The 15016-nt window shown below is 68.3% G+C and carries 15 protein-coding genes; 6 read left to right on the forward strand and 9 right to left on the reverse strand.

What is annotated here, in order from left to right; all coding sequences use genetic code 11:
- The first annotated feature begins 25 nt into the window (after positions 1-25).
- From lgt to G4G00_RS01680, 4 genes are read left to right on the forward strand one after another with little or no spacing between them, the layout of a single operon-like run.
- Positions 26-913 carry a prolipoprotein diacylglyceryl transferase gene (lgt, locus tag G4G00_RS01665; protein WP_108748584.1) on the forward strand — a complete coding sequence of 296 codons (888 nt, stop codon included), beginning with the start codon at positions 26-28 and terminating at the stop codon, positions 911-913.
- Complete coding sequence (locus G4G00_RS01670) at positions 910-1704, forward strand: thymidylate synthase (RefSeq protein ID WP_108752220.1); 795 nt, start codon at positions 910-912, stop codon at positions 1702-1704. The genes lgt and G4G00_RS01670 overlap by 4 nt, the downstream gene beginning before the upstream one ends.
- The gene (locus tag G4G00_RS01675) at positions 1701-2264 is read left to right on the forward strand and encodes a hypothetical protein (protein ID WP_240336064.1); all 564 of its coding nucleotides are present in this window, start codon (positions 1701-1703) and stop codon (positions 2262-2264) included. The genes G4G00_RS01670 and G4G00_RS01675 overlap by 4 nt, the downstream gene beginning before the upstream one ends.
- A 13-nt stretch (positions 2265-2277) precedes the next feature.
- Positions 2278-2769 (forward strand): dihydrofolate reductase, encoded by a 492-nt coding sequence (locus G4G00_RS01680; protein WP_164270907.1) that lies wholly within the window; start codon positions 2278-2280, stop codon positions 2767-2769.
- A 178-nt stretch (positions 2770-2947) separates the two neighbouring features.
- Here the strand turns inward: G4G00_RS01680 and G4G00_RS01685 are convergent, their stop codons facing one another.
- From G4G00_RS01685 to G4G00_RS01725, 9 genes are all read right to left on the reverse strand, one after another.
- The gene (locus G4G00_RS01685) at positions 2948-3949 is read right to left on the reverse strand and encodes a symmetrical bis(5'-nucleosyl)-tetraphosphatase (protein WP_164270909.1); all 1002 of its coding nucleotides are present in this window, start codon (positions 3947-3949) and stop codon (positions 2948-2950) included.
- Positions 3950-3964: 15 nt separating this feature from the next.
- Positions 3965-4348, reverse strand: coding sequence for a Co2+/Mg2+ efflux protein ApaG (apaG, locus tag G4G00_RS01690; protein ID WP_108748588.1), 384 nt, complete (start codon positions 4346-4348; stop codon positions 3965-3967).
- 13 nt (positions 4349-4361) lie between these two features.
- Positions 4362-5165, reverse strand: coding sequence for a 16S rRNA (adenine(1518)-N(6)/adenine(1519)-N(6))-dimethyltransferase RsmA (gene rsmA / locus G4G00_RS01695; protein ID WP_108748589.1), 804 nt, complete (start codon positions 5163-5165; stop codon positions 4362-4364).
- Entirely contained in the window at positions 5162-6142 is a 981-nt protein-coding gene (gene pdxA / locus G4G00_RS01700) for a 4-hydroxythreonine-4-phosphate dehydrogenase PdxA (RefSeq protein ID WP_108752224.1), read from the reverse strand. The genes rsmA and pdxA overlap by 4 nt, the downstream gene beginning before the upstream one ends.
- A gap of 3 nt (positions 6143-6145) precedes the next feature.
- Positions 6146-7489 (reverse strand): peptidylprolyl isomerase, encoded by a 1344-nt coding sequence (locus tag G4G00_RS01705; protein WP_108748591.1) that lies wholly within the window; start codon positions 7487-7489, stop codon positions 6146-6148.
- Positions 7486-9933 (reverse strand): LPS-assembly protein LptD, encoded by a 2448-nt coding sequence (gene lptD / locus G4G00_RS01710; RefSeq protein ID WP_240336065.1) that lies wholly within the window; start codon positions 9931-9933, stop codon positions 7486-7488. Before lptD ends, G4G00_RS01705 begins: the two co-directional genes overlap by 4 nt.
- 89 nt (positions 9934-10022) lie before the next feature.
- A complete protein-coding gene (locus tag G4G00_RS01715; protein WP_108757644.1) occupies positions 10023-10961 on the reverse strand; it encodes a histone deacetylase family protein in 939 nt (312 codons plus the stop codon).
- Between the two features lie 4 nt (positions 10962-10965).
- Positions 10966-11520: a cob(I)yrinic acid a,c-diamide adenosyltransferase gene (locus tag G4G00_RS01720; protein WP_164270913.1), complete on the reverse strand. Its 555-nt coding sequence runs from the start codon at positions 11518-11520 to the stop codon at positions 10966-10968.
- An 8-nt stretch (positions 11521-11528) separates the two neighbouring features.
- On the reverse strand, positions 11529-12113 hold the full coding sequence (locus tag G4G00_RS01725; RefSeq protein ID WP_164270915.1) for a hypothetical protein: 585 nt from the start codon (positions 12111-12113) through the stop codon (positions 11529-11531).
- A gap of 109 nt (positions 12114-12222) precedes the next feature.
- Between G4G00_RS01725 and ubiH the strand changes: the two genes are divergently transcribed.
- Together ubiH and G4G00_RS01735 are read left to right on the forward strand one after the other, a co-directional pair.
- Complete coding sequence (ubiH, locus tag G4G00_RS01730) at positions 12223-13431, forward strand: 2-octaprenyl-6-methoxyphenyl hydroxylase (protein WP_164270917.1); 1209 nt, start codon at positions 12223-12225, stop codon at positions 13429-13431.
- Positions 13428-14609, forward strand: coding sequence for a UbiH/UbiF family hydroxylase (locus G4G00_RS01735; RefSeq protein ID WP_164270919.1), 1182 nt, complete (start codon positions 13428-13430; stop codon positions 14607-14609). Before ubiH ends, G4G00_RS01735 begins: the two co-directional genes overlap by 4 nt.
- Positions 14610-15016 lie beyond the last annotated feature (407 nt).

Consider the following 15016-nt stretch of genomic DNA (forward strand, 5'->3'; position numbering starts at 1 on the left):
GGCGTTCACCTGCAAGGCACCTTCCATGATCTATTTCCACGATATCGACCCCATTGCCCTTTCGCTGGGGCCGATCAAGGTGCACTGGTACGGCATCATGTACCTGCTGGGCTTCACTGCAGCCTGGCTGCTGGGGCGCAAGCGCATCGCGCAGGGGCGCCTGCCGGGCGTCGATGCCAACGGTTTTTCCGACCTGCTGTTCTACGCCATGCTGGGCGTTGTGCTGGGCGGGCGCATCGGCTACATGCTGTTCTATGCACTGGGCGATTTCCTGTCCAACCCGGTGCTGCTGTTCAAGGTATGGGACGGTGGCATGAGCTTCCACGGCGGCCTGCTGGGCGTGGTGGTGGCGTGCTGGTGGTGGTCGCGCAAGCAGCGCCTGCACCTGTTCGACACGATCGACTTCATGGCGCCGCTGGTGCCGATCGGCCTGGCACTGGGGCGGGTGGGCAACTTCATCGGCGCCGAGCTGTGGGGCAAGTACACCGACGGCACCTGGGGCGTGGTGTTCCCTTCGGGCCTGCCAGCACCGCTGAACCAGCTGGATGCGGCCACGCTGAAGGCACAGTTCGCTACCGGCGCGCTGAACCCCTACGCGCGCCATCCCTCGCAGCTGTATGAAGCGGCGCTGGAAGGCGTGGTGATGTTCACCGTGCTGTGGATGGTGTCGGCCAAGCCGCGCCACCGCTACCTGGTGTCGGGCCTGTTCGCGCTGATGTACGGCATCTTCCGCTTCGGCCTGGAGTTCGTGCGCATGCCCGACAACGGGGTCTACATCGCCTTCGGCTGGCTGACCAAGGGCCAGCTGCTGAGCCTGCCGCTGGTGGCGCTGGGCCTGGTGCTGCTGGCACTGTCGCGCCGCGCACCGGTGCTGCAGCCGCAGCCGCTGGTGGCGGCGGAGGGCAAGGCATGAAGGCCTACCTGGACCTGCTTTCGCACGTGCTCGAACACGGCGCCGAGAAGAGCGACCGCACCGGCACCGGCACCCGCAGCGTGTTCGGCTGGCAGATGCGCTTCGATCTGAACGAAGGCTTCCCGCTGGTCACCACCAAGAAGCTGCACCTGCGCTCGATCATCCACGAGCTGCTGTGGTTCCTGAAGGGCGACACCAACATCGGCTACCTGAAGGACAACCAGGTACGCATCTGGGACGAGTGGGCCGACGCCAATGGCGATCTCGGCCCGGTGTACGGCAAGCAGTGGCGCAGCTGGGCCACCGCCGATGGCCGCGAGATCGACCAGATGCAGTGGCTGGTGGACGAGATCAAGCGCAATCCCGATTCGCGGCGGCTGGTGGTCAGTGCCTGGAACGTGGGCGAGCTTTCGCAGATGGCGCTGATGCCATGCCACAACCTGTTCCAGTTCTACGTGGTGGACGGCAAGCTGAGCTGCCAGCTGTACCAGCGCAGCGGCGATATTTTCCTGGGCGTGCCGTTCAACATCGCCAGCTACGCGCTGCTGACCCACATGGTGGCGCAGGCCACGGGTCTGGGCGTGGGCGACTTCGTGCATACCCTGGGCGATGCCCATCTGTATTCGAACCACTACGCGCAGGCCCGTGAACAGCTGTCGCGTGAACCGCGCGCGCTGCCCAAGCTGTGGCTGAACCCCGAGGTGACCGACCTGTTCGGTTTCCAGTTCGACGACATCCGCATTGACGGCTACGACCCGCACCCGGCCATCAAGGCCCCGGTGGCGGTATGAGGCTGCGCAGGTGTGTGCCCCCGCTGCTGCTGGCCGGCGTGCTGTGCACGGGCGCGTACGCGGCACCGGCCGATACGCTGGGCTTGGCCCGTGAAGTCAACGCACAGATCGTGCACAGACACATGCGCGAGGAAGCCCACGCGTTTGCCGCGGCATTCAACGGCAGCACGATGATGCCCGAGGACATTCCGGCAGGCTGCCAGGCGCAGATGCGCGAGGCGGTGACCGGCATGTACGCGGCGATGACCGAGCACCTCAAGGCGGGCATCGAAGAGCCGGAGTACCAGCGCGTGCTCGAGCAGCAGCTCGCCAGCGTCTACTCCAGCGACCAGTTGCAGGCGTTTCTGGTGCGGGCTGCCGACACCGACACCGATAGGGCGGCGTTGTCCGCGGAGATCCTGTCAGGCCCGGGCCTGAAGGACATCGAGGAGGCGCAGATGCAGAAGATCGTCGATGGCATGGATGAGAAGTCCCCGTCCAGCCCGGCGCTGGCGGCAGCGTTGCAGGCGGCCAGTGCCGCCAAGGCTGCCTGTGAACGGCTGCAGATCGATGCCGGTTGAGGAGGTCGCAGCGATGAAACTTTCGATGGTCGTAGCGCTGGACCGCAACCGTGGCATCGGCCAGGGCAATGCCATGCCCTGGCACCTGCCGGACGACTTCAAGCATTTCAAGGCGCTGACCCTGGGCAAGCCGATCCTGATGGGGCGCAAGACCGCCGAATCGATCGGCCGGGTGCTGCCGGGGCGGACCAATCTGGTGCTGACCCGCAGCGGCCAGGTGCCGTTCGAAGGCATGCGTGCGGTGGCATCGCTCGAAGAAGCCAAGGCCATTGCGGCGGGCGAGGGCGCCAGCGAGCTGTGCATCATTGGCGGTGGCGAAATCTTCCGCCAGCTGCTGGACCAGGCCAGCGACCTGTACCTGACCTGGGTGGACGCCGAGGTGCCGGCCGATACGCATTTTCCCGAAGTCGACCCGGCGGTGTGGCAGGAAACCAGCAGCGAGCCGCACCCAGCCGACGCACGCCACGCCTACGCGTTCCGCTTCGCGCACTACACGCGCCGCTGACCCCGGGTAGAGTCGACCGTTGGTCGACTGCTCCTGGTTCGGACCTCGCGAAACCCCGCGCTCCGCGCGATAGTCGACTGGTAGAGTCGACCGTTGGTCGACTGCTCCTGGTTCGGACCATGCGAAACCCCGCGCTCCGCGCGATAGTCGACTGACAGTCGACTCTACCGCTGTGCCTTCAGCTCTGCGGCGGTGCGCCGTTGTTGCCACCACCACCACCACCGCGACGGCGACGACGACGCGGGCCACGGTTGCCCGGCGCGGCAGGCTGGCCGTTGCCGCCTTCCTTGCTCGGTGCAGCCGCAGGTGCACGCGGCTGCGGCGGGCGTGCCGGCGGCCGTGCGTTGGCGACCGGCGCCGGCACATCACGCCCCGGCACCTGCACCACGCGCAGTTCATCGGTATCCAGCTGCAGGGCGGTCAGCTTGCCACCCCAGACCGCGCCGGTATCGATGGCGTGCACGCCCTGGGTGATGGTCAGGCCCAGCGCCGACCAGTGGCCGCAGACGACCTTCAGGTCGCGCTCGACCCGGCCGGGCACTTCGAACCAGGGGTACAGCCCCTGTTCCTGGGTGCCGGGCGTGCCCTTGTCTTCAATGCCGATGCGCCCGCGCGGGGTGCAGTAGCGCATGCGGGTGAGCACGTTGATGATCGCGCGCGAGCGGTCATAGCCGGCCAGGTTCGGGGCCCAGCTGGGCTTGTCGCCGTACATGTTGCGGAACAGCTTGCGATAGCCGGCGCCGTGCAGTTGCACTTCCACTTCGGCGGCATGCTTTTCGGCCATCTGCGTGGTCCACTTCGGCGCCAGGCCGGCATGCACCATCATCCAGCCCAGCTCGCGGTCCACGTGCACCAGCTTCTGCAGGCGCAGCCACTCCAGCAGCTCGTCGCGGTCTTCGGCCTGCACGATGCGCAGCAGGTCCGGGTTGACCTTGCGCTGCTCTTCCTCGGTGCGCGCACCCACGGCCAGCAGCGAAAGATCATGATTGCCCAGCACCACCACGCTGTGCTCGCGCAGCGAATGCACCAGGCGCAGGGTTTCCAGCGATTGCCCACCGCGGTTCACCAGATCGCCGCAGAACCACAGGGTGTCCTGCGCCGGGTCGAAGCGGATCTTTTCCAGCAGGCGCTGGGTTACGTCGTAGCAGCCCTGCAGGTCGCCGATCGCCCACACACTCATCGTCCGGCCTCCGTGTCAGTGCAGGGTACGCGGGATGGCCAGCACGAAAGGTGCGACCGGCGCGGCAAATTCAGTGCCATCGTCGGCAACCATGTCGTAGTGGCCCTGCATGGTCCCGTGGTCGGTGCCCAGCATGACACCCGAGGTGTAGTGGAAGTCTTCACCGGGGCGCAGGCGCGGCTGTTCGCCGATCACACCATCGCCATCGACATGCTCGACGCGACCGTTGGCGTCGGTGATGCGCCAATGGCGCGCAACCAGGCGCGCGGCGACGCGGCCACGGTTGCGGATGCGGATCGTATAGGCGAACGCATAGCGGCCGTCTTCCGGCGCGGATTGGTCGTCGAGGAAGCGCGGGGCAACTTCAACGGAGATGGCGTAAACGTCAGCGTCTTCCATACCGGCAGTGTAATCAGGTGGCATTGGCCAAAGCGATGAATTCAGCCACATCCAGCTGTTCGGCACGGGCATCGGGGCGCACGCCCGCAGCGGCGAACTGTTCGGCGGTCACCACCTTGCTCAACGCGTTGCGCAGGGTCTTGCGGCGCTGGCCGAAGGCGGCCTTGACCACCTCGGCAAAGCGCGCGTGATCGTGGATGGCGATGGTGGCCGGGTCGCGCGGCACCAGCCGCACCACGGCCGAATCGACCTTCGGCGGCGGCCGGAACGCGCCCGGCGGCACCACGAACAGCGAAGTGACCTGGCAGTAGGCCTGCAGCATCACGCTCAGGCGGCCGTAGACCTTGCTGCCCGGGCCGGCGGCCATGCGGTCGACAACTTCCTTCTGCAGCATGAAATGCATGTCGCGGATGACCGCGGCATGTTCCAGCGCATGGAACAGGATGGGCGAGGAGATGTTGTAGGGCAGGTTGCCGACCAGGCGGATCGGCTGGCCGGCGGCCAGTTCGGTGAAATCCACGCGCAGCACGTCGCGGTGGACGATGGTCAGCTCGCCCAGCGGCTCGGCGGCCGCGGTGAGCGGCGCGATCAGGTCGCGGTCGAACTCGATTACGGTCAGTTTCGGATGGACGCGCAGCAGGGGCAGGGTGATCGCACCCTGGCCAGGGCCGATCTCGACCAGGCGGTCGCCATCCTTGGGGTTGACCGCCATCACGATCTTGTCGATGTAGTGGCGGTCGGCCAGGAAATGCTGGCCAAGCTGTTTCTTGGCCGGGGCGGTAAACACCGGGCCGGAGGGGGAATGCGGGGAATTCATGCGCTCAGTGTACGTTGCCGGGCCAATTGCGCACACAGGGCCGTGGCGGCCTGCAGGCTGGACGGGTCGGCAATGCCGCGTCCGGCCAGGTCCAGCGCGGTGCCATGGTCGACCGCCACGCGCGGGTAAGGCAGGCCCAGGGTCAGGTTCACGGCCTGTTCGAAGCCCGAATACTTCAGTACGGGCAGGCCCTGGTCGTGGTACATGGCCAGCACGGTGTCGAACCCGGCCAGCTTGGCCGGCAGGAAGGCGGTGTCGGCCGGCAGTGGCCCGACCAGATCCATGCCCTCTGCGCGCAAGCGCTGCAGCAGCGGAATGATCAGGTCCAGTTCCTCGCGGCCCAGATGGCCGTCTTCACCGGCATGCGGGTTCAGGCCCAGCACGGCGATACGCGGGGCGGCCAGGCCGAACTCACCGCGCAACGCGGCATGCACCGTGCGCAGGGTGTGTTCCAGGGCAGGCGCGGTGATCGCATCGGCCACTTCGCGCAAGGGCAGGTGGGTGGTGGCCAGCGCAACGCGCACGATGTCGTTGGCCAGCATCATCACCACCTTAACCCCGGCCTGGTCGGCCAGCAGTTCGGTGGTGCCGCTGTAGGCAATGCCGCCTTCGTTGATGACCGCTTTGTGCACCGGGCCGGTGACCACGCCGTGCAGTTCGCCGGACAGGCAGGCCTGGCCGGCACCGAGCAGGGCGCCGATGACAGCGCTGGCGTTGGCCGGGTCGGCCTGGCCGAAGCGGCTGGGCGCGGCATTGGCCACCACGCGCAGGCGCAGATCGCCAGGCAGACGCGCGTGCGCATCTTCCGGCAGCAGTTGCAGGGGCAGGTTCAGCGCGGCGGCGGCCGCGCGCAGGGTGTCCGGGTCGGCGAAGGCCAGCAGCCGGCAATCATCGCGCGGCTGCTGTACCAGGCGGACACACAGTTCCGGACCGATCCCGGCGGGCTCGCCCGGTACCAGCGCGAGCTCGGGGCGCATGGGTCAGGACTGCGGCGGGGTGGCGGTGTTTTCCGCCCGGTCGCCGCTGCGGAAGCTGACGTAGGCTTCGCCACGCAGTTCCTGCAGGAAGCGGTTGTATTCCTCTTCCAGCTTGCGGCGGCCGATGGTTTCACGCACCTGGGCACGCTGGTTGTCGCTGGTCACGTCGGTCTGGCGCGTGGCAACGCGCTGCACGATGTGCCAGCCGGCATCGGTACGGAACGGCTGGCTGACGCCGCCATCCTGGATGCCTTCGACCTGCTGGCCGAACGCCGGACCGAAGGCATCGGCCGGGAACCAGCCCAGATCGCCGCCCTGGCCCTTGCTGTTGCTGTCTTCCGACGATTCCTTGGCCACCTGCTCGAAGTCGGCACCACCGGCCACGCGGGCACGCAGGGTGTCGATCTTGGCCTTGGCGGCGGCATCGGTCTGGTTGCCGTCCACGCGCACCAGGATATGGCGGGCATGGTATTCGGTGACCGTGTGGGCACCGGCGGCGGCGTTGGCATCACGCACTTCCACCAGCTTCAGCAGCTGGAAGCCGCTGGGGCCGCGGATCGGGCCAACCACATCGCCGGCCTTCATCTGCTGCATCATCTGCGCGAACGCCGCCGGGATTTCGTCCAGCGTGCGCCAGCCCAGATCGCCGCCTTCCAGCGCGTTGGGGCTGTCCGAATAGCGCACGGCGGCGGCGTTGAAGTCCAGCTCGCCCTTGTCCAGCAGGGCCTTCACGCCGTCGGCCTTCTTCTGGCCGGTGGCGATCTGGTCGGCGTTGGCGCCGTCGGGCAGGGCGACCAGGATGTGCGCCAGGTGGTACTGGTTGCCGGCGGTGGCCTGCTGCTTCAGCGCGGCGTCCACTTCACCCTCGCTCACGCTGATGCGGCTCTGCGCGAAGCTCTGGCGCAGGCGCTGCACGGTGATCTCGTCGCGCACCGAGGAACGGAATTCCTCGAAGTCGATGCCGTCATGGGCCAGGCGCTGGCGCAGGCTGTCCAGGTTGGAACCGTTCTGCTGGGCGATGGAGTTCATCGCCTGGTTCAGTTCCTGGTCGCTGACACGGATGCCGCTGCCCTGGGCGCGGGCCACCTGCAGCTTCACCAGCACCAGGCGCTCCAGCACCTGGCGGCTGAGCACGTCGTCCGGCGGCAGCTGGTTTTCGCGGCCCACGTACTGGGCCTTGATGTTGGCGATGGCGCGCTGCAGTTCACTCTGCAGGACCACGTCCTCGTCGACGACCGCAGCAATGCGGTCCAGCGGCTGGGCCTCCTGCGCGATGACCTGCAGGGGGGCGGACACGCTGGACACCGCCAGCAGCGAGGCGAGAAGAACGGGGAAGCGCTTGGTCATGGGATCAGATTCGGATCGTAGTCGTCCCGGGTCACCCCGGTATTGCTGGGCGGCACCAGATAAAGGTCGTCGCGGTTGTAGCCGAGGATAGCACGGCGCAGGGTACGGTCCGTGTCCTGGCCCAGCGAGCTCAGGCCCTTCAGCACGAACTCGATCTGGATGGAATTGTTCAGGTCGCCTTCGCGGTTGCGCACGTAACGGCGGGCCACGGCGCGCACGGCCAGGCAGCAGCTGTCCCACTGCACGCCGCCGATGATTTCCAGCGGCGCCTTGTCTTCCAGCGAGTAGTAGTAACGGCCGACCAGGCTCCAGCGCGCATTCAGCGGGTACAGGAACGACAGGTCGGCCTGCTTCAGCAGGTCGGTGCCGTCGGGGTTGATGCGGTGGCGGTAGGTCAGGTTGACCACGCCATCGTTGGACATCAGGTAGCGGGCGCGGAAGCTGGCCAGGTCCTCACGCTTGTACTTGGGGTCCCACTGGTAAGTGGCGCTCAGGGTCCAGCGGTCGTTCACCATATAGTTGGCGTCGGCGATCCAGGCCGACTTGCCCTTTTCAACCGGTGCGCCGCCCGGGGTGGTGGTCACCCGCGACTCGTCGAAGTACTGGATCTGGCCGATGCTGGCCGAGAACCGTTCTTTGCCGGTGGTCTGGTCGATGAAGCGGGTGCCCAGCGCCATGGTCAGCTGGTTGGCATCGTTCTGGCGGTCGGCGCCGGTGTAGCGCGAATCGCGGAACAGCTGGCCCCAGCTGAAGGTGAAGTCACGGGTGTCGAACAGCGGCAGGTCGTCCTGGTTGCGGTACGGCGTGCGCAGGTAGAACAGGCGCGGTTCCAGGGTATGCAGGAACGACTTGCCACCGATGGTGGTTTCGCGGTCGAAGAACAGGCCGGCGTCCAGGCTGGCGATCGGCAGCGAGCGGCTGGGCGAGGTGTTGCCGCGCAGCTGTTCGGCGCTGGCCGTGGCCGGATCGATGCCCTGCGAGGTCAGCACCGTCCTGCGGATGCTGTCGGCCAGGCCACGTTCCAGGTCATAGGCGGTGTAGCGGTAGGCCAGGGTCGGGGTGACATACCAGGCCGCGCCGCTGAACGGGAAGGAGATCGACGGCTTGATGTCCAGGCGCGAACCGCCGTCCATGCGGGTCACGTTGCCGGTGCGCACGTATTCGCCGTCGGCATCGATCGTCTTCTCATGCACGTCATCGTGGGTGAAGCGCACCGCCTCGGCGTACAGGCTGGTTTCGACCCACGGCAGCAGCGGCTTGTCCCAGGTGAAGTACAGGCGCGGCTGTCGGTTGTAGGCCAGTGCCGATTCGGTCAGGGTGTAGTCGGTCAGCTGCCAGCGGTCGGCCATGATGCCGGCGGTCCAGTCCTTGCCGGTGCCGTACAGGCCGATGGTGCTCTGCAGGTTCGACGCGGTCACGCCCACCAGACGGTTGGAGAAATCCTCCACGTAGCGCTCGTCGCTCACCCAGGCCAGGTTGGCGCGGGCCTGCCAATGGCTGTCCACGTTGTGGTAGCCACTGAACATCACCCGGCCGCGGTCGCGGTCGCGCAGCTTGTCGTTGGGGATGTAGGCGGTCAGCAGCTCGCCGCGGCCGCCGTTGTAGAGATAGCGGAACTCGTTGTCCAGCATCAGCCCGCGCTCGCTCATGTAGCGCGGCATCAGGGTGTCGTCGTAGTTCGGCGCCAGGTTCAGGTAGATCGGCTGGGTGTAGTCGAAACCATTGCGGCCGGACATGCCCAGCTGCGGGAACAGCAGGCCGGTCTTGCGGCGGTCGTCGATCGGGAACTTGAAGTACGGCGCCCACAGCACCGGCACCTTGCCGATGCGCAGCACCGCGTTGCGGGCGGTACCGAAGCCTTCGTCGTTGTCCACGTCGATCTGCGGTGCGGTCAGCTTCCACACCGGCTGCGAGGGGTCGCAGGTGGTGTAGGTGGAGCGATGCATCTGGCCCACGGCGCCCTGCAGGTCGACCGATTCGGCCTCGCCGTTGCCACGGCGCGACACCAGCTGGTACTGGATGTCGGTGATCTTATGGGTGTCGCTTTCCTGGTTGCCCTCGGCGCGCTTGGCCACCATGCGGATCGAGGAATCCTGGTAGCGCACGTTGCCGTCGGCGATGTAGTTGCCGGTGTCGGTATCGAAGCTGAGCTTGTCGGTGCCCACGAACTGGTCGCCGCGGCGCAGGGCCACGTTGCCCTGGTACTGCGGCACGGTGGTGGTGCCCAGCAGCTGGTCGCCTTCGATGTCGGTGGGCTGCTGCTCGCGCTGGGCGCTGGCGGCGGCCGCGTCCTGCCCCGGTACCGGGGTGGGGGCATCGGTGAAGGCGGGAATGACTTCGGTGGCCGGGCACAGGCCCCAGTTGAGCGGCTTGTCATCGGCCATCGCCGGCAGGCAGACAGCGATGCTCAGGGGCAGGGGAAGCAGGCGGAGGGCTCGGCGCACGCGGTTCGGATTCGGGCGAAAACGGACCGTAGATTGCCCCATCCCTTGCATAGGGGCAATGAAGGCGTCCGGCCCAGACCGGTTCGGGTTCATCCTGGGCGTGCCGCAGCGGCGCCCTGCAGCAGGGTCTGCACGTGGGCCACGCTGCATTCGGCCAGCGCCTGCAGGTCGTAGCCGCCTTCCAGCATGGACACCACGCGGCCGGCCCCATGGCGCCGCGCCAGCGCATGCAGTTCGCCGGTGATCCAGGCGAAATCCTCGGTTTCCAGCATCAGGTCTGCCTGCGGGTCGCGCAGGTGGGCATCGAAACCGGCCGAAATCAGCAGCAGCTGCGGGCGGAAGTCGTCGATGGCCGGCAGCATCTCGTCGGCCCAGACGTTGCGGAAGCGGAAGCCACCGCTGCCCGGCGGCAGCAGGATGTTCATCAGGTTGCCGGCGCCACGGTCGCGGCGCAGGCCCGAGTTGGGGAACAGCCCGGCCTGGTGGGTGCTGTAGTACGACACCCGCGCGTCGTGCTGGAAGATGTCCTGGGTGCCGTTGCCGTGGTGCACGTCGAAGTCGACCACGGCAATCCGTTCCAGGCCGTGGCGGTCGCGCGCGTAGGCGGCGGCGATGGCGATATTGTTGAGCAGGCAGAAGCCCATGGCCGTACTGCTGGTGGCATGGTGGCCCGGCGGGCGCACCGCGCAGAACGCCAGCGGGTCATCGCCCAGCATCACCGCGTCCACCGCGGCCACGCCGGCGCCGGCGGCGTGCACGGCGGCGCTGGCCGAACCGGGCGAGGTCCAGGTGTCCATGTCCAGCTGGCGCAGTGGCAGGGTCTGCGGCTGCAGCACGAAGTCGAGCAGGGCGCTGTCGTGGACCCGGCTCAGCTCGCCGAACTTGGCCGGCGGGGCCTGCTGCCAGTCCAGTTGGCCGGGGAAGGCCTGCTGCAGGGCGTCGAGCACCACCTGCAGCCGTTGCGGGCATTCGGGATGGCCCGGACCCGGGTCGTGCAGCAGGCAGGACGGATGAGTGAAGACCTGCACGGGCTCAGGCCTGCCGGTGCTGTGGTTGCCACAGCGCTTCGCCGTGGCCATCGGCGCGGGCCAGTACCCGTGCCAGCACGAACAGCAGGTCCGACAGGCGGTTGAGGTAGTGCAGGGCTTCGCTGCGCACGGCCTGCGCCCGGGCCAGACTGACCGTTTCGCGCTCGGCGCGGCGCACGATGGTGCGGGCCAGGTGACAGCGCGCCGCCGCCTCGCCGCCCGCGGGCAGGATGAATTCCTTCAGCATCGGCAGGCCGGCGTTGTAATGGTCCAGCTGCTGTTCCAGCGCGGAAACGTCGGCGGCATGGACGGCTGCATGGCCGGGCACGCACAGCTCGGCGCCCAGATCGAACAGCTGGTGCTGCAGATGGACCACCAGCGCACGCACGTCTTCGGGCAGTGGCACGGCCAGCAGCAGCCCCAGGGCGGCATTGGCTTCGTCGACGGTGCCATAGGCGGCGACCCGCAGATCGTCCTTGGCCACCCGGCTGCCGTCGCCCAGCCCGGTGCTGCCGTCGTCGCCGGTGCGGGTGTAGATGCGCGAAAGCCGATGCCCCATGCCGGTGCTCAGTGGTGGATGTCGCGGCGGGCCTGGTGCAGCTTCAGCATCTGCTCCACGGCCAATTGCAGCGCGGCAGCCAGGGCCACGTAGATGGCGGTGGTGCGCAGGTACGGCCCGAACCACTGGGCGTAGTTCTGCGCCCAGCCGGCCAGGGTCGGTTCGGCCACGTTGCGGCTGGTCCAGTAGAACCCGCCCTGGGCCAGCAGGTGGCACAGCGCCACCGAGACCACCAACAGCGGCACGCCCTTGGCCAGTACCGACCAGTGCGCGCCGTGGTAGTTGTGGCCCAGCAGCAGGCCGCCGGCCCACAGCGAGAAATATGCCGGCAACAGCAGCCAGTACCCTGGCGACACGCAGTAGTGCTGCCAGAAGTCCAGCCCCGCGCTGCGGATCACGATCCAGTCCACCAGCACGGCGAACACCATCAGCAGCGGGAACGCCCAGCGGGTCCAGCGGGCCAGATAGAAGCCGCCGATGAAGAACACGGCCCAGGAGGCATCGGGGATGGCTGCGAAGTGGTTCACCCGGGTCGCCGCCAGCAGCAGCACAAGCACGGACAGGACAAAGGCGCGATGGGCGGTGTGGGACATGGCGAAGACCCGTGGGGCGGATTCAGCTTCCATTCTAGCCCGCCGCGCGGCCCTGCGCAGGCGCGGCGTGCCGGGTCTGGATGGCGTGGCGAGCGCGTATCATGGGCCCATGAGTGAACGACATGACGTGCTGATCGTCGGTGGCGGTCTGGTCGGGGCCAGCCTGGCCATCGCCCTGGAGCGGCTGGGCCGCAATGTAGCCCTGCTGGAAGCCAGCCCGGCCGGTGAACTGCCGGCGGTGTTCGACCAGCGCAACCTCAGTTTCGCCGCGGCCACCGTGAACGCACTGACCGCGCTGGGGGTGATGCAGAAGCTGGCGATGCCACCCGGCCCGATCCGTCGCATCCACGTCAGCCGCGCCGGCGACTTTGGCCGCGTGCAGATGGATGCGGCCGATTACGACCGGCCGTGGTTCGGCCAGGTGGTGGTGGCCCGCGATTTCGGCCAGGCGCTGGAGGCGCGGCTGCAGGAACTGCCGCAGCTGCAGCGCTACCGCCCGATGCGTTTCATCGGCCTGGGCGCGGTGGTCGACGGTTACCGGCAGGTCCATGTGGCTGACGATGCGGGCGAGCGCATGCTGCTGGCCCGGCTGGTGGTGGGGGCCGATGGCACCGCCAGCGGCGTGCGCGATGCGCTGGGCATTGCGGTGGACCGCCATGATTTCCAACAGACCCTGTTCGTGGCCCGCGTGCGCAGCCAGCGCGCGCCCGATGGCAGCGCGTGGGAGCGCTTCACCGATACCGGCCCGACCGCGCTGTTGCCGCGCGGCGACCGCCACTTCGGCTGTGTGCACGGCGTGGCCCGCGACCAGGCCGAGGCGGTGATGGCGCTGGACGATGCGGCCTGGCTGCAGCGCCTGCAGCACACGCTGGGCTGGCGCGCCGGGCGCTTGCTGGAATCGGGCCCGCGCAGTGCCTACCCGCTGGTGCAGGTACTGGCGCGCGCGCTGGTGGGCGAACGCGCGGTGCTGCTGGGCAACGCCGCGCAGACCATCCACCCGTTGGGCGCGCAGGGCTTCAACCTGGGCTTGCGCGACGCGCTCACCCTGGCCGAGCTGCTGGAAGCAGCCGATGAAGATGCGGGCAGCGACGCGCTGCTGCAGGCCTACGTGGCCCGGCGCGCGGAAGACCGGCAGCAGACCGTGGCGTTTTCCGGTGGGCTGGCACGGCTGACCAGCAATCCGGCACCGTTGCTGCGCCCGCTGCGCAGCCTGGGCCTGGTGGCGGCACAACGCGCCTCCGTGCAGTCGATGCTGGTGGGGGGCGCCATGGGCTTCCGTGGCGACGTGCCGCGCCTGTGCCGTGGGGAGGCTGCATGAGCCGGCGCATGCGACTGGATGTGGCCGTGGTGGGCGGCGGCGTTGTCGGCGCCGCCTGTGCACTGGCGCTGGCCGATGCCGGTCTGTCGGTGGCGCTGGTCGAAGGGCGCGAGCCGCCGGCCTGGCAGGCCGCGCAGCCGGATCTGCGGGTGTTCGCCTTCGCCGCCGACAACGTGCAGCTGCTGCAGCGCCTGGGCGTCTGGCCGGCCATTGCACAGGCGCGTGCCTGGCCCTACCGGCGCATGCAGGTGTGGGACGCGGCCGGCGGCGATGACCTGCTGTTCGACGCAGACCGCTTCGGTCGGCGCGAGCTGGGGTTCATTGTTGAGAACGGCCTGCTGCAGGACCGCCTGTGGGCCGCATTGCCGGCGGCGGGCGTGCAGCTGCATTGCCCGGGGCGGGTGGAAGCGCTGGAACAGGACGACGAAGGTGTACGCCTGCGGCTGGACGATGGGCGTCGCGTGGATGCCGCATTGGCCGTGGCCGCCGATGGCGCCGATTCCACCCTGCGCCGCTTGGCCGGGATCGAGGTGGAATCGCACGATTATCACCAGCGTGGCCTGGTGGCCTACGTGGACAGCGCGCTGCCCAACCAGGCCACGGCCTGGCAGCGTTTCCTGCCGACCGGTCCGCTGGCCCTGCTGCCGGTGGCCGAGCGCCGCAGTTCGATCGTGTGGACCCTGCCGGAAGACGAAGCGGCACGCGTGCTGGCGCTGGACGACGCCGCGTTCAATCGCGAGCTGACCCGCGCCTTTGCCGGCCGCCTGGGCGAACTGCGCCTGGCCTCGGCGCGCGCGGCGTTCCCGCTGCGCCGGCAGCTGGCCCGCCACTATGTGTCCGGTCGCGTGCTGGCGCTGGGCGATGCGGCGCACGTGGTGCACCCACTGGCGGGGCAGGGGGTGAACCTGGGCCTGCGCGACGTGGCCGCCCTGCAGCAATGGCTGGCGCCCTCGGCCGAGCGCCGTGGCCAGCCGCGCCTGTCGCCGCAGCGGTTGCAGCGCTGGGCGCGGGAACGGCGTAGTGACAACCAGATCGCCGCCTACAGTTTCGATGCGATCAACCGGCTGTTTTCCAACGACGAAATGCACCTGACCCTGGCCCGCGGCCGCGCGCTGGGCTGCGTGGGCAAGTGGCCGCCGGTGGTACAGGCATTCTGGAAGCGCGCCGCCGGCGTCTGAACGGCACGCCGCTCTGGCACCCACCGACCGCGCGGCACGGCTTTGGTAGGTGCCAACCTCGGTTGGCACGTCTGTCAGGCAACGTCAGCCCAGATGGGGCGAAGGTGTTTCCGAGGTTGTGCCAACCAAGGTTGGCACCTACCGACTGCGCGGTACGTTGCCCTGGCACCCACCGACCGCGCGGTACGCCGCTCTGGTAGGTGCCAACCTTGGTTGGCACGTCTGTCAGGCAACGTCGGCCCAGATGGGGCGAAGGTGTTTGCGAGGTTGTGCCAACCAAGGTTGGCACCTACCGACTGCGCGGTACGTTGCCCTGGCACCCACCCACCGCGCGGTACGCCGCTCTGGTAGGTGCCAACCTTGGTTGGCACGTCTGTCAGGCAACGTCGGCCCAGATGGGGCGAAGG

This window comes from Stenotrophomonas sp. B1-1 (assembly GCF_010894375.1).
Classification (GTDB): Bacteria; Pseudomonadota; Gammaproteobacteria; order Xanthomonadales; family Xanthomonadaceae; genus Stenotrophomonas.